Origin of the sequence: Streptomyces sp. NPDC006879, from assembly GCF_042869595.1 — a bacterium.
Lineage (GTDB): Bacteria > Actinomycetota > Actinomycetes > Streptomycetales > Streptomycetaceae > Streptomyces.
The window spans coordinates 1-17,905 of sequence record NZ_JBIAGC010000043.1; the positions used below are offsets into that span (position 1 = coordinate 1).

Sequence of the window (17,905 nt, forward strand, 5' to 3'; positions counted from 1 at the left end):
CGAAAGACGTCGAACTCGCCGCATAACCCCAGCAACCCCGAACCACCCCAAACCCCACACAGGCGCCTTGACGAAAGACATAGAGGCACCCCCCGCAACAGGGCGGGCGGCCCCGCGCGGTAGCGCAGGAACTCGCCGCCCGCTCAGCCCCGAGACGCTCTTCCCTCGATCAGCCGCGCTCCCTCCGGGGGAATTCACATTCGCGCGTCGTCTCCGGCAACGCCTGGGCCGGGCCCGTAGGCAGGTGCTCTAGCGTTTCGTCCCGAGCGGGCCCGGCGGCCGTGCCCGCCGCGCTACGGGAGGACATTTGATGCGAGGTCGGTCCCTTGCACGCAGGCTACTGCCGGCCGTCGCCGGGCTAGGTGCTCTCGCCCTCACCGCGGGCGGCGGCGACCACCCCGCCGACCCCTCATCTCCTGGACGGGGCGAGGTCAGGGCGCCGCGCGAGTTCAGCGGCATCGCCTGGCTCGCCAGCACGGGCAACGCTGAGCAGCCCCAAGAAACGTTCCTGGTCTGCCACGACACCCGGGACAACGACGCCGAGCGCGATCTGCCACGCCTCTCGATCGTACGGACACCCGTCAACACCGACGGCATCATCGTCAAGGAACTCGACGTCAAGTTCCCAAGCGTGCCGAACGACCTGGAAAGCATCGCCCGGGTGCCGCACCGCAATGAGGCACTGCTGGTGGAGAGCAACGCGGACGGGACTGATCCCGACCCCACCATCTACCTCGCCCGGTGGGACGAAGACCTCAACGTCAAGATCGCCGGCTCGGTGCCCTGGCCCGCGACGCCCGAGCCGCTCGTGAACGTGGAGGCGACTGGCGTCGCGACGGTGCGCGGCAGGGACTACTTCGTGTACGCCGAGCGGGCGCAGGGAAGCGACACCACCCGTATCAACATGACCCACCTGACGATCACCGAGGACGGCGGGATCAGGTTCGGCCGGAAGTGGACATCGGTGTCCTTCACCGCGCCCAATCCGCCGGGTGCACGGCCCGCTTCGGGCCTCGACATCGACAACAAGGGCAATCTCTACATCTCCTCCGCCTACGACCCCGGCGACCTCGGCCCCTTCGACAGCGCCGTCTACCACGCAGCGACGGTACGCACGGGTGGGCCACTCGGGGCTCGGCTGCAGCCGGTCGATCCGCCACTGGAGCTCGCCCGCAGCTCGGGGCTCAAGGTCGAAGGGGTCGGGCTGGTCGACGGTGCGCTGCCGATCTTCATCAGCGATGACGACGAGGACTACGGCGGCCTGCTCCGCCAACTGCGTGTCACCGAGCCGGTGGGCCCGCCCCACGCTCCAGGCCCACGGCACGCGGACGCTGACCCGGCGCGCGGCTGAGGACGGCTCGGTCCGGCAGGTCTCGATCTCGACACCCACAATCCAGCCGGACGGGCGAACTCACCTGGTTGGAACGGGTAGTTCGACACATAGAGACTGCCGGGCGGTGTGCTGCAGCCAACTCGCCCCAAGGCCTTCGAGCTGTGCGCATGCCCCCTTGACCGGACCACAGCGCCCAGCCGAAGGCCGGCTGTGTGTGCACCTGTTGCCACTGCGCAGGCTCACTCAGGCCCCGGGTTCGAGAATCAAGTCGAGATCGGGTGCCCTTGTTCGTCGGTGTGCTCCGCCTGGGTGGAGAACTTGGAGAGGAAGACGTCGAACTGGCCGTCGTCCCGGCGGACCGCCGTGCCACCGTCCTGCCAGATGCCGTTCTCCGACCACCAGGAACTGCCGTACGGGTCACCCTGGTTCTGGTGGATGTTGTGCATGCCCAGTCCCTGGCTGAAGGGTTCACCGAAGACAAGTACGGTCCGTCCGGGAACCAGGATGGGCTCAAAGGCCTCGGCGGCGTCCAGGTTGGAGCCGGAAGCCCAAGGACGGGACGCGTTCACTCGCTCGACCGCTTCCCGCAGACGCTCGGGGACGGCGCGGGCGAGGCAGCCAGTACGCCCGGCGAGGGCCGGGTGCCGCAGGTAGTCCAAGGCGCCCGTTCCGGCCCTGCGGACCAGGTCCTGATAGCCCGGCCCCAGCCCGGCCACCGGGCCGAGGGCCGCCGCCTCCATGGTGAGCGTCTTCCACTGCACGCCGGTGGTGGACTGCTTGCTGTCCACATCGACGGCGCACCGATAGCGCCCTGCGGGTGTGTCGACCTCCAAATTGATGTGGAACCAGCGGCCCTGCGTATCGGGCTGGTCGCGGAAGTGGTGCTGGAGTGTTCCGGACAGGACGCCGTAGTCATCGAGCGGCATGTCCTCAGTCAACCACCGCCGGTCCGGGTGGCGTCGGCAAGCACGCACGACGAATCGCTCGTGGCGGCGCCGCGGCCCCGCCCGGCTCCCGGCGCCGCACCTGGCCGCAGCGGGGTGCGCAAGGCGATCGGCCCTTCTTTCAGCTGAGTACCACCAAGGTGGTGATCGCCGGCCCGAAGGCGCCACCCATCTGGTAGCAGAGGGTAAACAGGCCGATGGCGGTAGGACGGATCGCCGTCGGGGCGGCCTCGGCCGCCTGCATCGACAGGGTCGCGTTTCCCGCCGTCGTCGTGAACACGGCCACCCCGGCGGCCAGCAGCAGGGCGGCGCCCCAGGGCGCGAGGGCTGCCATGAGGGGGGCGGTCAGGCCGAGGAGCACGAGGACTGCGAGCACCCTGGCCCGCCCGAGCCGCGAGGAGGCGGCTGCCAGCAGCCACGAGAGGATGGCGCCGGTGAGCAGCGCCACCAGTTGGCCGGCACCGATGACGCGGTCGGACCAGTCGGTGCGCGAGGCGAGCAGGTGGGGCACGGCGAAGAGCAGTGCGAAATAGCAGGTGGACAACGCGCTGGCCAGGAGGGCGGCGGCCCCGAAGGCCGGGGTGCGCAGCAGCTCAGCGGGAACGAAGCCTTCCGGGCGCGCCCGCACGTGCAGGGCGAGGAGGAGGGCGCTGATCAGAGCGGCGGCGGCTCCGACGAGTGGTGCGAGTGGGATGGCCACGGCCGCGGTGACGAGGCCGACCAGGGCGAGGGCGCCGCGGGCGTCGAAGTCCACTCGGGGGCCCGCGGTCGCATCGGCGGGGAGCGCGCCGGCGACCACGGGGAGCGCCAGCAGCGCCAGCGCGGAGAAGGAGAGGGGCACCCGCCAGGTGGATGCGTCGGCGGCCAACGAGCCGAGGAGCGGCCCCGCAGCCCCGAGGACTCCGAAGCCGGCTGCGATGACGCCCATCCGGCGCGCCGTTCCCGCGAGGCCCATGGCGACGGTGATCAGTCCGGCGCCGCCGGTCCCCTGGGCGACGCGTCCGACCAGGGCCAGGGGCAGCCAGGGGGCTGTGGCCAGCAGGAGGGTGCCGACCGTGAGGAGCGCCGTGGAGGTCCACAGGGCCGTGCGCGCTCCGCGCTGTCTGAGCAGACCGGCCAGGAGGGGGGTGCCGATGGCGGCACCCCAGGCGAACGCTGTGACGAACCAGGTGGCCGAGGCGGTGGGGATGGCCAGGGAAGAGGCGATGTCCGGAAGGATCAACACCGGGCTGTTGGCCCCGGCGGCGAACGGGGTCGCCAACAGGGCCAGCCAGAGCGCGGGGACCTTGCGGGGCGGGGCGGGAGCCGTCGCCGTGGTGGCTCCCAGCCGTGTGCGGAGATGAGACATAAGCATCCTTCAAGGTTGATTATCTCAACGTTGAGATAAAACAGCGACGACCGCTTCAACGTCAAGTGCCTTAACGTTGAGATGGTTCACGTTGAAGGGATGTGCGGATCATGAGCGACGCAGTCGACGCGATCGTCGAGCAATGGCGACAGGAACGACCGGAGCTCGCCGACGACCTCTGGTCGGTCCAGCTCCTCGGCCGCATCCAACGCCTGGGCCGGGTCCTGGACCGTGAGTACCGGGCGTTCATGGCACAGCACGGCCTGGAACACGGCGAGTTCGACGTCCTCGCCACCCTGCGCCGCTCCGGACCGCCCTACGAACTGACCGCCGGCGCCTTCCTCAAAGCCGCCATGGTCACCTCGGGCGCCATCACCAACCGCATCGACCGCATGGAGACCAAGGGGCTGGTGGAGCGGGTCCGGGACGACGGGGACCGACGTACGGTGCGGATCAGGCTCACCCCGCACGGTCACGAGGTGACCGAAACCGTCATGAGTGCCCACCTGAGCAACCAGGTGCGGATGCTCCAGGCCCTGGACCGGACGGAATGCGAGCGGATCGGGGACGGCCTGCGCGTCCTGCTGGAGTCCTTCGGTGACACCTCCATCACCTGAGGGTTCCGGCGAGGCATAGAGTCATCGCCACAGGGGACCGGGGCGCGACGCCCCGGCCCCCCTTTCGCGCACCCCGACCAACCAGGAGGAGCAGCCGTGACGGCACCGGCGTCCATCGCCTTGCAGCAGGAAATCGCCAGGGACCTCCGAGTGCCCGTGGAGTTCGACCCCGCGATGGAGATCGAACGCCGGGTGACCTTCCTGACCGAACGGCTGACGTCGACCGGCCTGCGATCGCTCGTCCTCGGCATCAGCGGCGGAGTGGACTCCACCACCACCGGCAGACTGTGCCAGTTGGCCGTGGAGCGGGCCCGGCAAGGCGGCCACGACGCGAGGTTCTTCGCCATGCGCCTTCCCTACGGGGTCCAGGCGGACGAACGGGACGCACAGCTCGCCCTGGACTTCATCCGCGCCGACCAGGTCATCACCACCGACATCAAGCCGGCCAGCGACGCCGCGCTGGATGCTGCGGTCGCCGGCGGGGTGTCCTTCCGTGACGCCCACCACCAGGACTTCGTCCACGGCAACATCAAGGCCCGCCAGCGGATGATCGCGCAGTACGCCGTCGCGGGAGCGCACGAGGGGCTGGTCGTCGGTACCGACCACGCCGCCGAGGCCGTCTCCGGGTTCTTCACCAAGCACGGCGACGGCGCAGCCGACCTGGTTCCCCTGACCGGCCTCACCAAGCGTCGGGTACGCGCCGTGGCCGAACGGCTCGGTGCCCCCACGGCGCTCGTATGGAAGACGCCCACCGCCGACCTGGAGACCCTCGACCCCGGAAAGCCGGACGAGGACGCGCTCGGGGTGAGCTACGAGGACATCGACGACTTCCTGGAAGGCAAGCCGGTGGGCGAGGAGACATTCGCCACCATTCTGCGGCGCTACCGCATGACGGAACACAAACGACAGCTCCCGGTCGCCCCCTGATCCAAGGGATCCGGCCCGCCCCGCTCCCAAGGGCTGCCCCGTGTCCACCGCCCCGCCCCACCCGGGACACCCCACCGGCGTGCGCCCCTGACACCACATCGGTGTCAGTGCCCCCACTGGTGATCGAACGAGCCGGGGGTCACTTCGGTGGGGGACCATGGGCGAGTGATGCGCCAAACCGGAAGAAGTCACTCCCTCATAGCGGCCGTGGCCGCGCTGACCCTGTCGCTGGTCGGCTCGGGCTGCGCCGCCCGGGCCGACGTGGCGGGGCCGTCGAGCAGCGCCACCGCCACCCCCCGGGACGCCGCGCCCGGGACGTCTCCTCAGAACGCCTCCCCGGCAACGCCCCCGAGCCCTTCGCCGAGCCGCAGCTACGCCCTGTCCACCGCGCCGGCCACCGTACCCGCCGTCCGTGAGTTCCAGGCAGCCCGCGGGCCAGGCTGGAAGCCCACGAGCGGCTCCCGGGTGGTCGTCCCCGCGAACAGCGCCGCGCTGACCGACGAGGGGCAACTTCTCGCACGCGAGTTGAAGCTGGGCTTCGCCGCGGACGGCGCGGCGGGCCCCGGCGACGTACTGCTCTCCCTGGACGCGTCCGGCAACGGCGCCCCCGAGTCCTACACCCTCGCCACGCACGACGGCCAGGTACGCATCACCGGACCGGACGAGGCCGGCGTCTTCTACGGCACCCGGACGCTGAAGCAGGCAGTGCGCACCGGCGGGGGCACGGGTGAGGGGACGGTCCACGACGCGCCGGACCGTCCGCAGCGGGGCCTGAACCTGGACATCGCCCGCAAGCACTTCTCGGCCGCCTGGATCGAGCAGCGGCTGCGCGAGATGGCCGACCTCAAGCTCAACCAACTCGGCCTGCACTTCTCCGACGACCAGGCCTTCCGCATCGAATCCGACACCCATCCGGAGATCGTTTCCGCGGTACACCTGACGAAGGCGGAGGTGCGCCGGATCGTCGCCCTGGCGAGCAGCCTGCACATCGACCTCGTCCCCGAGATCGACTCCCCCGGCCACCTCGGCGCCGTCCTCCGCGCCCACCCCGAACTGCAACTGCGCGACGTACGGGGACGGGCTGTCAAGGGCGCCGTCGACATATCCAACCCCGCCGCCGCGGAGCTGATGGACGAGTTGCTGCGCGAGTTCGTGCCGCTCTTCCCAGGCGGCTACTGGCACCTGGGCGCGGACGAGTACCAGGCGCTCGTGGTCAAGGACCCGCAGGCGTCCTTCCCCCAACTGGCCAGCGCCGCCCGGCAGCGGTACGGGGCACAGGCGAGGGTGCAGGACCTGGCGACGGGATGGCTGAACGACCGCGCGGCCGTGGTCCGCCCCTCCGGCAAGCAGTTGGGCGCGTGGAACGACGGGTTCTTCTCCAACGGCGTGGCCCGAGCGGACCAGGATCTCCAGGTGGAGTACTGGACCGGTAAGGAACTGGGAGCCCGCCAACCCGTGGAGTACCTGCGAGAGGGGCGCCGGCTGGTCAACCTCAACGACGAGTATCTCTACTACGTGCTCGGCGAGCCCAACCAGTTCGCCTACCCGACCGGCCGCCGGATCTACGAGCAGTGGACGCCGCGCGTGCTGCGCGGAAGCACCGCGGTTCCCGCCCAGTACGCCGACCAGATACTGGGGGCTCGGCTGGCGGTGTGGTGCGACCTGTCCCAGGCGCAGACGGCGGAGCAGGTGGCACGGGGCATCCGGATGCCACTGGCCGCACTTGCCCAGAAGGTGTGGGACCCGCGCCCACCGGCTCTGCCATGGAACGATTTCGCAACCCTCGCGACGCAGGTCCGCTGAGGCCACCCAGAAGCCGGGCCGGCACCCCCTGCCCCGCTACGCAGCGTGTCCCAGCGGCTTTGCCGAGCCGCTTCGAAGCGCCGGCGGCGACGCCGAGCAGGGGTGTTCGACCGTCTCGAAGAGTGCGGATCTCACCGAGGGTGACCAGGTGCCCACTTGACGAAGTCATACAAAAAGTTGCATGGGATACGGTCGAGCCGGACAGAAGGGCACCTGCGTGCCCGCTCACCCACGGAAGGAAGGCCCATGCCCATTTCCGCCACCCGCACTCTCCTTACCGATCCCGATGCACCCGCGCCGAGCACGAAGGCGCCACAAGGGCCACAGATCCCGGGGCAGGACAGCCCCGTGGACCCCGACGCGGAGCTGCCACAGATCGCCCAGGCACGCGACGTCGCGCCGGCCGACGCGAGGGAACTGTCGAAGCTGTTCTTCGCCCGCCTCCAGACGCTGGAGGAGGGCACTCAGGATTACCAGTACGCACGCAACACGCTCATTGAGATGAACGTCTCACTCGTGCACTTCGCGGCCCGCCGGTTTCGCACCCGCGCCGAAGGTGCCGACGGCTCCATGGAGATGGAGGACATAGTCCAGGTCGGAACGATCGGCCTGATCAAGGCCATCGACCGCTTCGACCCCGGTCGGGACGTCGAATTCTCCACCCTCGCACTGCCGTACATCATCGGGGAGATCAAACGGTTCTTCCGGGATTCGACCTGGGCCGTACGGGTTCCGCGACGGCTCCAGGAACTGCGCATCGAACTGGCCAAGTGCCGGGACGAACTCACCGCGGTGCTCGGGCGGGCTCCGACGGTCAAGGAGATCGCCACTCACCTGGAGCGCACCGAAGAAGAGGTGCTGGAGGGCCTGGTGGCCGCCAACGGCTACTCCACCGACTCCCTCGACGCACCCGCGCAGTCAGAGGAACAGGCCAGCGCCGGGCACCAGGCACGGTCCCTGGCCGACGTGGTGGGCGAGAGCGACCCCGCGCTCGAACTCGTGGAGAACTTCCATGCCCTCGCCCCCCTCCTTGAGGACCTCGGCGATCGCGACCGGCGCATCCTGCAGATGCGGTTCGGTCAGGACATGACCCAGGCCGAGATCGGAGCCGATCTCGGCATCTCGCAGATGCAGGTGTCCCGCCTGCTTTCACGTCTGCTCTCGCGCCTACGGGCGGACCTGCTGACCGAGTAGCGGCACGGTCGCCTCGCGGCCACCCGCCCGCACGATCGGCCCGCCGAGCCGCCCCCGCCACGCGGTGATGAACCGCATGCAGCGGGCGGCTGGCGGGGCCGGCGGCCGAGGACCGCCGCGTCGTCTACGCGCCGGCTCACGCGGCCAGGCGAAAGGGTGGCGCCAGAGGCAGCGGGGCGCGGTCCCAGTCCGGACGCAGGCTCCGCAGCGACGTCCCAACGAGGCTGTGGTGCCCGACACTCGACGCCCGGACACCGTTTGGCACCCGAGGCACCGCGAGGACCGGCTCAGAACCGAGCGGGATCCAACGGGAAGCGCGGCAGTTCAGGAAAGACCGTGCCGTGCCGTTCGGCGCGAGGAGGCGCAGCCCCGCAGGTGACGTCACGGGACGGGAGCCGCCCACCAGTGAGATACCTGTCGACCTTCTCGTCCACACAGGAGTTCTCGGCGAGTAGGTAGACGCCGTGCCCCTCTCCTTCGTCGACCGTGACCATGCGCGAACCCATCAGGGCCCGGTGCAGACCGCGACCGCTGGCCAGAGGGGTCTGGGAGTCCCACTCGTTCTGCACGGTCAGCACGGGCACCTCGTTGCGCACCCGTGTCGCGGGTTCGACGCCCTTCTGCCAGAAGGCGCAGGGGGTGATGTTGGAGACGAAGTCACCGTACAGCGGGTACCTGGCCCGATCCCGGACCGCGTCCCGGCGGTACTGCGCGGGCTCTCGCGGCCATGCGCGCGTGTCGGCGCAGATCACGGCGAAGAAGGCGGCGGCACCGTTGTCCGCGGGAACGGTACGGGCCGGCCCGACCTTCCCGTCAAGAGGAGCCACGGGCAGCTCCGGCAGGTGCGCGGACCGACCCGCCGCACCCTCGTTGAGTGCCGCGACGAACTCGGCCGCCGGTTGGAGACTGAAGAACACCGCACGTGCGCTGCGGATGTCGTCGCCGGTGAACTTCTGTCCGTCGATGACGATCGGCTCGCGCTCGGCACGGGCGACCAGACGCCAGAACTTTCTGGACACCGCTGTCGGGGTGGTCCCCAAGTGGTACTCGGCGTCCCGCCTGGCGGCCCACTTCGTCCAGCGTGTGAAGACGGGCTCCGCCCCCGAAGCCCACACCTGGATCATCCCCCGCCAGATCCGGGCAGGGTCCACGCCGCTGTCCAGAACCATCCGGTCGGAGCGCCGGGGGAACATCTGGGTGTATACGGCACCCAGGTAGGTGCCGTAGGAGTAGCCGAGGTAGGAGATCTTGCGCTCGCCGAGGGCGGCACGGATGGCGTCCATATCGCGGGCGGTGTTGCGGGTGGTGATGAAGGGCAGCAAATCTCCTGACCTCGCCCGGCACTTGCGGGCCACCTTCCGGGCCCAGGCCACATCACGGTCGAAGGTGGCCCGCTTGTAGGGGCGTACCGGATCACCTTCGGCCTCGGTCAGACCGCAGGTCACGGGCGTGCTGTGACCGACGCCCCGCGGGTCGAAGCCGATGAGGTCGTACCTCTCGCGCACGGACTTCGACAACATCTGTAGTGCCATCAAAGGCATGTCGAGGCCCTCACCCCCCGGACCCCCCGGGTTGAACAGCAGGACCCCGTGGCGCTTCGCGGCTTTCGATGTCTTGTACCGCGATATCGCCACCTCGATCTTTCGACCCGCCGGCTTGCGATAGTCCAGCGGCACCTTGATGGTCGCGCACTGGAAGGCTGCGGGCTGCGCTCGGTCACACCGACGCCAACTGGGTTTCTGCGCCGGATGACTCTCCGTGGAGGCCGAGGTGGACGGGGTGGCTGCCTGCGCGGGTGTGACGCCCGGCAGGACGGTGGCGACGATGCCCAGGGACAGCAGCGAAGCGATTCTCCGCATGCGCACGAGAGCGGTCCTTTCATCAGGTGTGCGGTACATGACCACTCTGGTGTGCGCGGGCGGTGGGGGAATCACCCCATGGACCTCAACTACTGCTACTTCAGGCGGATGCGACGGATCGTCACCTCAGGGATCTCCCTGATGGCCAAGTCCACCTTCGGCCGGAGCGGCGTTCCCTACACGCACAGGCGCGCATCGGGCCCCGCGGGTCGACCGGCCCGAACCAGAGGACCGCCCGCACCATCGCGGGTGCCCCGAGGGCACCCTCTGCCGCCGGAGGAAGCCACACTGCGCGCCGCCAGTCACGGCGCGGGCGGTGCACCGGCTGCTCGCCCCATCACCGGCCCCGGCACCGCCATGGCTGTCCGCACCAGGCCGAGCCCTCACACCGATGGCCCGGGCCGGTCGCTCCCCGCGCGCGGGGAGCGATCGCCGGTGTTATGACTGTTAGGGATCGGGGTGTTCCGGCCGAGCCCCGGGCGCACGGAGCGCCCTGTCGAACCCATGGAGCGGACTATGGACGACTACCCACTGCTCAATCTCTTCTGGACCATGCTCTGGTTCTTCATCTGGATCATGTGGCTCTTCCTGCTGTTCAAGGTGATCACGGACATCTTCCGCAGCCACGACATGAACGGGTGGGCCAAGGCAGGCTGGCTGATCCTGGCGCTGATCCTGCCCTTCCTCGGCGTCCTGCTGTATGTCATCTTCCGCGGGAAATCGATGGGCCAGCGGGACATGGACGCGGCTCAGGAGCGGGAAGCCGCCTTCAGGTCGTACGTCCGGGACGCAGCGGGCCAGCCAGAGGGCAGCGCCAGCGGCAGCCACGTGGCAGAACTCGCCAGACTCGCCGAACTCAAGGACAACGGCTCGCTCACGCCGGAGGAGTTCGACAAAGCGAAGGCCAAACTCCTGACCTGAAGCTGTGCTTCAGCGATCGGCGCCGTCATCGACCCCGCTCCCCCGTCGATGACGGTGCCGGCTGCCCAGAGGGCGAGGCGCAGTTGCCGTCGTGCGCCGCCGGGGATGACAGGACAGCGCTCGAAGGCGGCTTCCCTCACTCCCAGCCGAGGGGGGCAGGGCGGGGGTGAGGGAAGCGGCTCTGCGACAGCGCGACGGTGTCAGACACCGAGGTCACGGTGTGCTCACCGAAGTTCAGGCCGCGCTCGTCGGAAACGGGAACTCAGTGAACTCGGGCATGCGTGCCTCCAGGCCGTGGTCTGCGGGGAGGGGAAGCCAAGCGGCCGACCTCTGCGTGGAGGCACACCTGGTGCGCCGATCACCCCCCTTCCTCTTGGATCTGCTCCATTGCACCGCTCGCAGGCCGATGCTGACCGGTTCGGGGGCAGGATCCTGCTCTCGCTGCCGCGGCCCGGACATGGACCTACGCCTTCCACACGGTCCACGGTTCGCGTCGCGCCCATGGATCGCTCGTCGGGCGAGTTCGAACCGTCGACGGCGTACGTGACCCCGTGGGGGTAGGGCCACGTAGCGCCGACATCTGGAACGCTAGATCGGCAAGAGCCGTTCCGCCAGCTCCCTCCGTCGTCCTTAGGAATCGCTTAAGCCACCGCTAAGGGGCTGACCTGACCTCGCCCCGTCCATCGGGCGGGGACGGTGTGAGCTCAACCGACCGCCGCGCTGGTCTGTGCGTCCAGCGCCTCCCGCAACCATGCGTGGGACGCCCCGAGAGTGGGCTCCCGCCCGCTCGCCGCGGCAGGGGACAGTTGCGCGGTCAGACGCCAGTACCGGTCCATCACCGGGTCCGCGGTGCGTGCGAGTAGATAGCTCAGTTGGCGGCGGAAGACGGAGGTGTCACGGTCACCGGCGGAGCTGGCGTGGGCTGCCACGAAACAGTCGAGCGCCTCGCCCCCGGCGGGCGCTCGCTCCGCGCTCAGCTCCACCGCCGCCAGCGCGTAGGCCTCGCGCAGTCCGTCGTAGAGCACGGCGGCATTCGTCCCCTTCGCCGGTAGCCGGCTGGCTGAGCGGCACCCCCCACCCGTGGAACAGACTCCGGAGGTCAGCGCGTGGAGCCGCGCGAAGGCCAGGACCTGCGAGGGACTCGGATCGGCCGGTGGCTGCGGCACAGCAGCTTCCGTGATCGAGGAGACCAGCCGCGAAGGCAGCCGCAACGGGAGCAATCGGCGCCAGAAGCGGATCATTGGCTCCGTGCTGGGTGGGCTGCCGAGGGAACCGATCAGTTGAAGCCGCTCAGCCCGTTCTTCGACGGAGCAGCCCTGGAGGAGGTTCAGCGCTGCCTCCCGCCACTTCAGGGCCGCCTTCTGCTGCTCCAGGGCGCGAAGTTGGAGGGAGATGACGTCTTCCAGCGAATCGTCCCGGTCAAGGATCCGTGCCACTTGCTCCACGGAGAGGTCCAAGTTGCGCAGGGAGCGGATGGTACGAAGTCGGGCGAGGGATTCGGGACCGTACCTGCGGTGGCCTCCGGCGCTGCGGGCGGCGGAGGGGAGCAAACCACGGTCGGAGTAGAAGCGGACCGTCTTCACCGTCACGCCTGCCCGCTCCGACAGTTCGCCGATCGTCCACAACACAGTCTCGGAAAACAAGGCTTGAACCTCCCTTAAGGGGAGTTCCTACGTTACCGGTGCGCCCGCCGGACCGGTCCGCCCGGCCCGGGCGCCCGAGAGACAGCGAACGCGCAGGACGACAAGGAGGCAGCGATGACGAGTTTCGTGCTGGTATCAGGCGGCTTCACCGGAGGTTGGGTATGGCAGGAGGTCGCGGAGGAGCTGCGCGCCCATGGGGCTCGGGCGTACCCGGCGACTTTGACCGGACTGGGCGACCGGCGGCACCTGGCGCACCGGGACACGAATCTGGGGACTCACATCGAGGACCTTGTCCAACTCATCGACCACATCGAGGAGCCTGAGTTGGTGCTGGTCGGCCACTGCTACGGAATCCACCCGGTGTTGGGCGCGGCCGACAACCGACCGGAGCGGCTCAGTCGCATCGTCTACGTGGACGCCCCCATGCCCGTGGACGGCGTGTCGGTGTTCGACCAGACCCCCTGCGAGGTCCGGGACCGGCTACGCGAGGCCGCGCAGCGGTCCAAGGACCGCTTGATCGCACCGCCTCCCGTTCAGGACCGGTCCGTATGGGGTAGCACCGACGGCATCGGGGAGCGGGAGTTGGCTCGACTCACTAGGCTTGCCGCTCCCCAGCCGCTGGGTACCTACACCCAACCACTGCGGCTGTCAGGGGCGTTCACGCAGGTATCGACGAGCGGGGTGCTTTGCACCGCGGGCGGGCTGAGCATCTCCATGGTGGAGAGTCTGGTGGCGACCGGAGGACCGCGCTTCGACGTGCTCACTGATCCTCGGGTGGGCTTCTTCGAGTTGGAGACGGGGCACTGGCCCATGCTCTCGCAGCCCGCGGAGCTGACCCAGGTACTGCTGCGGGCCGCCGCGGGAGAGGGCTATCGGCTGCGCTCCTCGGGGTGAGCCCGATCTGCCACGCCCCGGACCCGGGACCGTAGCGGGGGTACGGTCCCGGGTCAGATGGGAAGGCGCGGCCCAGTGCCGCCGACCCGGAAGGGTCCACCGGCTCGCAGCGCCGGCGCCAGCGCCTACTGGCCGGTGGCTGATCTCCGCTTCGGAGGCAGGGGGAAGAAGCCACTGGTGCGCGAGCGGTACTCGGCGAAACCCGGGCGATCGGCCATATGGGCCTCCAGGAGGCGTTTGCCGCTGCCCTGGGTCAGAAGCAGGGTCATCACGACCGGTGAGACGATCGTGGCCGCCGCTGCCGTGGGCGCTTCGCAGACGATCAGGAACAGGCCCCACCACACGCAGAAGTCCCCGAAGTAGTTGGGGTGTCGGGTCCAACTCCACAGCCCGCGGTCCATGATCCGCCCACGGTTGGCCGGATCGGCCTTGAACCGGTGGAGTTGGTGGTCGCCGATCGTCTCGAAGGCGAACCCGAGGGTCCAGAGCGCACAACCCACCCAGGTGAGCACCCCCGGGGACCCCGCGACGTACATACCGGCCTGCACGGGCAGCGACACCAGCCACACCAACGCGGCCTGGAGCAGGTAGACCTTCCGCAGCGCATAGACGGAACGGCTTCCCGGGGCCTTGCCGAGCATCCTCTCGTAACGTGGGTCCTCACCGTGCCCCCAGCTGCGGCGCAGGATATGCCCGGCGAGCCGGAGCCCCCAAAGGGACGTCAGGGCCAGGACGAGCAGCTGCCGTCCCGCGTCACCGTGGCCGCGGGACATCGAGAAGGCCACGACCGCGACGGCGGTGAAGGCGAGGCCCCAGGCGACGTCGACGATCCGGTGCATGCCCTTGCGCAGCGACACCACGAAGGTGGCCAGGAGCACGGCGAGGGCGGCACCCGCGGCGGCCGGCAGCCCGAGGGTGAAGGCTGACCAGTCGAAGGCGTTCACGTGTCCTCCTTGACCAGCAGGAACTGCTGGACGTCAAGGTACCCGGCTCGGAAGCCGGCCTCCGAATAGGCGAGGTAGAGGGTCCACATCCGGCGGAAGGTCTCGTCGAAGCCGAGTGCTTCCACCTCGGCCGAACGGGCGGTGAAACGCTCCCGCCACAGCCTCAGCGTCTCCGCGTAGTGGGCTCCGTAGCCAGCCTGATGGGCGGGTTTCAGCCGGGTGTACCCAGTGACGAGCTGTTGCACCGCCTCGGTGGAGAGCAGCTGACCGCCGGGGAAGACGTACTTCTGGATCCAGGTGTGGGTGGACCGTGACGCCAGCATCCGGTCGTGCGGCATGGTGATCGCCTGGACTGCGGCGCGACCTCCGGGACGGAGTCTGCCCTCCAGCACGGCGAAGTACTCGGGCCAGAATTCCTGGCCGACGGCTTCGATCATCTCCACGCTCACCACGGCCTCGTAGCGCCCCCTCGCCTGCCGGTAGTCGCAGAGCTCCACACGGGCGCGGTCGCTGAGGCCGGCTGCCGCGATCCTCGCCTCGGCCAGGGCTTGTTGTCGTGCCGAGAGGGTGAGGGAGGTGACGTGGGCTCCGCGGCGCGCAGCCCGCAGGGCCAACTCCCCCCAGCCGGTGCCGATCTCCAACAGCTCGGTGCCCGCCTTGACGCCCGTGAGGTCCAAGAGCTGGTCGATCTTGCGGTGTTGTGCAGCTTTGAGCGCCGACCAACGAGCGGGCAGCCTGGGGAACACCGCGCAGGAATAGGTCAGGCTCTCGTCCAGGAAGAGTCCGAACAGCTCATTGGACAGGTCGTAGTGACGACGGATGTTGGCTCTGGCTCCCTCAGGCGTGTTGCGCTGGTCGGTGGGCTGTCGGGGCACGCATAGTCCGCGAAGCCGCTGGAGCGGCTGCGGCACGAGGTCCGCCGCGTGGCGGGCAAGCACGGTGAGCACGGCTACGAGGTCCGGTGCGTCCCACTCCCCCGCCATGTAGGACTCACCGAAGCCTATGAGTCCACCGGCCCCGATGCGGTGGAAGAACGGCTGCGGATCGTGGACGTGGAGTTCTGGACCGCCCGCGCCGATGGTCTCGCACCCTCCCAGAGCGGTCGAGAGCGGTAGGACGGCAAGAGCGCGACGGACCAGGAAGCGGGCCGTGGCGGTGCGAAGCGCACTGGCGGCGGGCAACGCGACCACGTCGGGCCAGCGGTCGGGATCGACGGTGGCGGCTTGGCGGTTGAGCGAAGTGGTCACCGGGCGCCTTCCTGGGCTGGGTGGCGGGGTCGGGGTTGGACAGGCAGTCCGCGCAGGTACAGGTAGCTGCCGTGGAGGCGGATGGCGAAGGAGACGGCGAAGGTGGAAAGCGGGTGGCTCAAGGCCTGTCGCACCAGAGCCATTGGGGTGAACTCCCGCCTGGCGCCCCGCACCGTGGCGGTGAAGGGGGCGCCTTGTGGGGGGTCGAGGGTGACCCTGACGTTCAGCCGGGGCCCCGGCTCGGGAAGCCGCATCCGGTAGCCTCCCGCGACCGGGTAGAAGGGCGAGACGTACAACTCCTTGCGGATACGGGCGCGTCCATCGGGGTCGGTGATCAGCAGGTAACAGTGTCGCTCTCCGTAGGTGTTGTGTACCTCGGCCACGACGCAGCGCAGGACATCCTCCGGTCCGTGGCACCAGTACAGGGTGAGCGGGTTGAAGACGTGTCCCAGCACCCGGGCCTGAGTGAGCATCACCACCCGCCCCCCTGCCAGGTCCACTCCGCGCGCCGCCAGGAACGCCTCCAGACCCGCCCGGATGGTGGGCGCGGTGCCCGCGAAGTGGTCGCGGGGGTCGAAGCGGGCAAGAGGGCGGAGCGGGGCGGGGAGCCTCGGTGGCCGGTCCGGGTCGATGAGCCACAGGTAGGTCCGGTGGCGGAAGACATGGCGGACGGGGGTGCGCCGCACATGGGTGACCGTGCATGGGTAGAGGGCGCAAGTCATGTCCAGGGCACCCCCAAGGCAGCGGCTGCGGCCACACCCGAACGACAGCCGTCCTCGTGGAACCCCCATCCGTGGTAGGCACCGGCATAGGCGAGGACCGGACCGCTGAGCGCCGGCAACCTGCTCGTGGCCGCGACCGACTCGGCGCTGAACACGGGGTGCTCGTACGTCATGCGGGCCAGCACCCGCTCCGGGGCGATGGGTTGGTCCTCGCCGAGGGTGACGAGGTACCTCTCGGGCGCGTCGAGACGCTGGAGACGGTTCATGTCGTAGCTGACCCGGGCACGGTCGGGGGCAGTACGGCAGTCGGGCAGCAGGTAGTTCCAGGAGGCGCGCGCCCGGTGGGCCCGGGGCAGGACCCGGGTGTCGCCGTGCAGGATGGCGGCGTTGCGGGAGTAGCGGAACGCCCCGAGCACCTCCCGTTCCGGTCGGGTGGGGGCGGCGAGCAGGCGTAGCGCCTGATCCGGGTGGACGGCTATGACCGCGGCGTCGTAGTGCTCGTATGCCAGGTCGGTGTGAAGATCGACGCCACCACCGGGCGGGCGGTGTACTGCCCGGACGGGGGTGTTGCTGTGGACGGCGTCGAGTTGCTTGGTGATCCGTTCGACGTAGGTGTGCGAGCCCCCCGTCACGGTGCGCCAGGTGGGCGAACCCACGATGTCCAGCATCCCGTGGTGGTCGAGGAACTGGAAAAGGTGCCGGGCCGGGTAGCGCAGGACGTCGGCGGCGTCGCAGGACCACACCGCGCTGACCAGTGGGATCATGAAGTGGGAGGTGAAGTAGGAGGTGTACCGCCCACGGCGCAGGAACTCCCCGAGGGTCAGTGAAGACGGCACGGGTGCGGCGAGCAGCCGCCGGGCCGCGCGATGGAAGGCGGGGATCTGGACGAGCATGGCGAGGTAGGCGGGACGCAGGGCGTTCCGGGGCTGGGCGAACACACCAGCGGGGCCGAGGGCGCCGGCGTACTCAAGTCCGCAGCCCTCGCAGCGGACGGACATGCTCATCTCCGACTCCTGGGTGGCGACGTCGAGTTCGGCGAAGAGTCGCACCAGATTGGGGTAGGTCCGTCGGTTGTGAACGATGAATCCTGAGTCCACGTGGTGCGTGCGTCCGTCAGACCCGGGCAGTTCGTGGGTGTGGGCGTGACCTCCGAGCCGTGAGTCGGCCTCGTAGAGCTCGACCCGGTGCGCCTTGGCAAGTACGTGGGCGGCGGTCAGACCGGCCACGCCGGATCCGATCACGGCTACCCGCCGTCGTTCCCCTGGCATTCCGCTCCCCTCGGTGTGTGGGGGCTGCGGGGATGAGCCGCCGGGTGGTGGGACCCGGGTACCGCTGCCCCCGTGCGGTGTCCGAAGCCTTGTCTCCCACTGACACTGCTCTCAACTTGCATCGTTTGTGCCTCGTATTTTCGGGACGCAGATGCAGCAATGACCCGAGTGGCGCAGTGCGGGGGCGCCCGGGTGGGGTGGGGGCGCCATGATGGCCAAGGACCCCGCGTCCGGGTCGCCC

The 17,905-nt window shown here is 69.4% G+C and carries 15 protein-coding genes; 7 read left to right on the forward strand and 8 right to left on the reverse strand.

The window, feature by feature from the left end:
* Positions 1-310 precede the first annotated feature (310 nt).
* Positions 311-1,351, forward strand: coding sequence for a hypothetical protein (locus tag ACFYMC_RS24470; protein ID WP_388528879.1), 1,041 nt, complete (start codon positions 311-313; stop codon positions 1,349-1,351).
* A 245-nt stretch (positions 1,352-1,596) separates the two neighbouring features.
* Here ACFYMC_RS24470 and ACFYMC_RS24475 read toward each other — a convergent pair whose 3' ends face one another.
* Complete coding sequence (locus tag ACFYMC_RS24475) at positions 1,597-2,259, reverse strand: DUF2278 family protein (RefSeq protein ID WP_388528881.1); 663 nt, start codon at positions 2,257-2,259, stop codon at positions 1,597-1,599.
* A gap of 139 nt (positions 2,260-2,398) precedes the next feature.
* On the reverse strand, positions 2,399-3,625 hold the full coding sequence (locus ACFYMC_RS24480) for an MFS transporter (protein ID WP_388528883.1): 1,227 nt from the start codon (positions 3,623-3,625) through the stop codon (positions 2,399-2,401).
* A gap of 110 nt (positions 3,626-3,735) precedes the next feature.
* Between ACFYMC_RS24480 and ACFYMC_RS24485 the strand changes: the two genes are divergently transcribed.
* The 4 genes from ACFYMC_RS24485 (at position 3,736) to ACFYMC_RS24500 (ending at position 8,166) form a co-directional block, all read left to right on the forward strand.
* Positions 3,736-4,242, forward strand: coding sequence for a MarR family winged helix-turn-helix transcriptional regulator (locus tag ACFYMC_RS24485; protein ID WP_388528885.1), 507 nt, complete (start codon positions 3,736-3,738; stop codon positions 4,240-4,242).
* Between the two features lie 96 nt (positions 4,243-4,338).
* A complete protein-coding gene (nadE, locus tag ACFYMC_RS24490) occupies positions 4,339-5,169 on the forward strand; it encodes an ammonia-dependent NAD(+) synthetase (protein ID WP_388528887.1) in 831 nt (276 codons plus the stop codon).
* 168 nt (positions 5,170-5,337) lie between these two features.
* Complete coding sequence (locus tag ACFYMC_RS24495) at positions 5,338-6,972, forward strand: glycoside hydrolase family 20 protein (protein ID WP_388528946.1); 1,635 nt, start codon at positions 5,338-5,340, stop codon at positions 6,970-6,972.
* A 246-nt stretch (positions 6,973-7,218) separates the two neighbouring features.
* Positions 7,219-8,166 carry a SigB/SigF/SigG family RNA polymerase sigma factor gene (locus ACFYMC_RS24500; protein WP_388528889.1) on the forward strand — a complete coding sequence of 316 codons (948 nt, stop codon included), beginning with the start codon at positions 7,219-7,221 and terminating at the stop codon, positions 8,164-8,166.
* Positions 8,167-8,453: 287 nt separating this feature from the next.
* Here the strand turns inward: ACFYMC_RS24500 and ACFYMC_RS24505 are convergent, their stop codons facing one another.
* Positions 8,454-10,025 carry an alpha/beta hydrolase gene (locus ACFYMC_RS24505; RefSeq protein ID WP_388528948.1) on the reverse strand — a complete coding sequence of 524 codons (1,572 nt, stop codon included), beginning with the start codon at positions 10,023-10,025 and terminating at the stop codon, positions 8,454-8,456.
* Between the two features lie 516 nt (positions 10,026-10,541).
* On the opposite strand from ACFYMC_RS24505, the gene ACFYMC_RS24510 reads away from it, so the two are divergent.
* Positions 10,542-10,946, forward strand: coding sequence for an SHOCT domain-containing protein (locus ACFYMC_RS24510; RefSeq protein WP_388528891.1), 405 nt, complete (start codon positions 10,542-10,544; stop codon positions 10,944-10,946).
* Between the two features lie 704 nt (positions 10,947-11,650).
* Here ACFYMC_RS24510 and ACFYMC_RS24515 read toward each other — a convergent pair.
* Positions 11,651-12,589 carry a MerR family transcriptional regulator gene (locus ACFYMC_RS24515; RefSeq protein WP_388528893.1) on the reverse strand — a complete coding sequence of 313 codons (939 nt, stop codon included), beginning with the start codon at positions 12,587-12,589 and terminating at the stop codon, positions 11,651-11,653.
* A 114-nt stretch (positions 12,590-12,703) separates the two neighbouring features.
* Between ACFYMC_RS24515 and ACFYMC_RS24520 the strand changes: the two genes are divergently transcribed.
* Positions 12,704-13,483, forward strand: coding sequence for an alpha/beta fold hydrolase (locus tag ACFYMC_RS24520; RefSeq protein WP_388528895.1), 780 nt, complete (start codon positions 12,704-12,706; stop codon positions 13,481-13,483).
* A gap of 125 nt (positions 13,484-13,608) precedes the next feature.
* Here ACFYMC_RS24520 and ACFYMC_RS24525 read toward each other — a convergent pair whose 3' ends face one another.
* Genes ACFYMC_RS24525 through ACFYMC_RS24540 form a run of 4 tightly spaced genes read right to left on the reverse strand, consistent with a single transcriptional unit; the run spans position 13,609 to position 17,664 of the window.
* On the reverse strand, positions 13,609-14,427 hold the full coding sequence (locus ACFYMC_RS24525; protein ID WP_388528897.1) for a DUF1295 domain-containing protein: 819 nt from the start codon (positions 14,425-14,427) through the stop codon (positions 13,609-13,611).
* The gene (locus tag ACFYMC_RS24530) at positions 14,424-15,674 is read right to left on the reverse strand and encodes a class I SAM-dependent methyltransferase (RefSeq protein ID WP_388528899.1); all 1,251 of its coding nucleotides are present in this window, start codon (positions 15,672-15,674) and stop codon (positions 14,424-14,426) included. Before ACFYMC_RS24530 ends, ACFYMC_RS24525 begins: the two co-directional genes overlap by 4 nt.
* The gene (locus tag ACFYMC_RS24535) at positions 15,671-16,396 is read right to left on the reverse strand and encodes a DUF1365 domain-containing protein (protein ID WP_388528901.1); all 726 of its coding nucleotides are present in this window, start codon (positions 16,394-16,396) and stop codon (positions 15,671-15,673) included. Before ACFYMC_RS24535 ends, ACFYMC_RS24530 begins: the two co-directional genes overlap by 4 nt.
* The gene (locus ACFYMC_RS24540) at positions 16,393-17,664 is read right to left on the reverse strand and encodes an NAD(P)/FAD-dependent oxidoreductase (protein WP_388528903.1); all 1,272 of its coding nucleotides are present in this window, start codon (positions 17,662-17,664) and stop codon (positions 16,393-16,395) included. Before ACFYMC_RS24540 ends, ACFYMC_RS24535 begins: the two co-directional genes overlap by 4 nt.
* Positions 17,665-17,905 lie beyond the last annotated feature (241 nt).

Excerpts from the sequence above, each read along its gene's own strand:
- ACFYMC_RS24470 (WP_388528879.1), top strand. The coding sequence starts at position 311 with ATGCGAGGTCGGTCCCTTGCACGCAGGCTACTGCCGGCCGTCGCCGGG.
- ACFYMC_RS24520 (WP_388528895.1), top strand. The coding sequence starts at position 12,704 with ATGACGAGTTTCGTGCTGGTATCAGGCGGCTTCACCGGAGGTTGGGTA.
- ACFYMC_RS24510 (WP_388528891.1), top strand. The coding sequence starts at position 10,542 with ATGGACGACTACCCACTGCTCAATCTCTTCTGGACCATGCTCTGGTTC.
- ACFYMC_RS24540 (WP_388528903.1), bottom strand. The coding sequence starts at position 17,664 with ATGCCAGGGGAACGACGGCGGGTAGCCGTGATCGGATCCGGCGTGGCC.
- ACFYMC_RS24480 (WP_388528883.1), bottom strand. The coding sequence starts at position 3,625 with ATGTCTCATCTCCGCACACGGCTGGGAGCCACCACGGCGACGGCTCCC.
- ACFYMC_RS24495 (WP_388528946.1), top strand. The coding sequence starts at position 5,338 with ATGCGCCAAACCGGAAGAAGTCACTCCCTCATAGCGGCCGTGGCCGCG.
- ACFYMC_RS24500 (WP_388528889.1), top strand. The coding sequence starts at position 7,219 with ATGCCCATTTCCGCCACCCGCACTCTCCTTACCGATCCCGATGCACCC.
- ACFYMC_RS24475 (WP_388528881.1), bottom strand. The coding sequence starts at position 2,259 with ATGCCGCTCGATGACTACGGCGTCCTGTCCGGAACACTCCAGCACCAC.
- ACFYMC_RS24535 (WP_388528901.1), bottom strand. The coding sequence starts at position 16,396 with ATGACTTGCGCCCTCTACCCATGCACGGTCACCCATGTGCGGCGCACC.
- ACFYMC_RS24505 (WP_388528948.1), bottom strand. The coding sequence starts at position 10,025 with ATGCGGAGAATCGCTTCGCTGCTGTCCCTGGGCATCGTCGCCACCGTC.
- ACFYMC_RS24485 (WP_388528885.1), top strand. The coding sequence starts at position 3,736 with ATGAGCGACGCAGTCGACGCGATCGTCGAGCAATGGCGACAGGAACGA.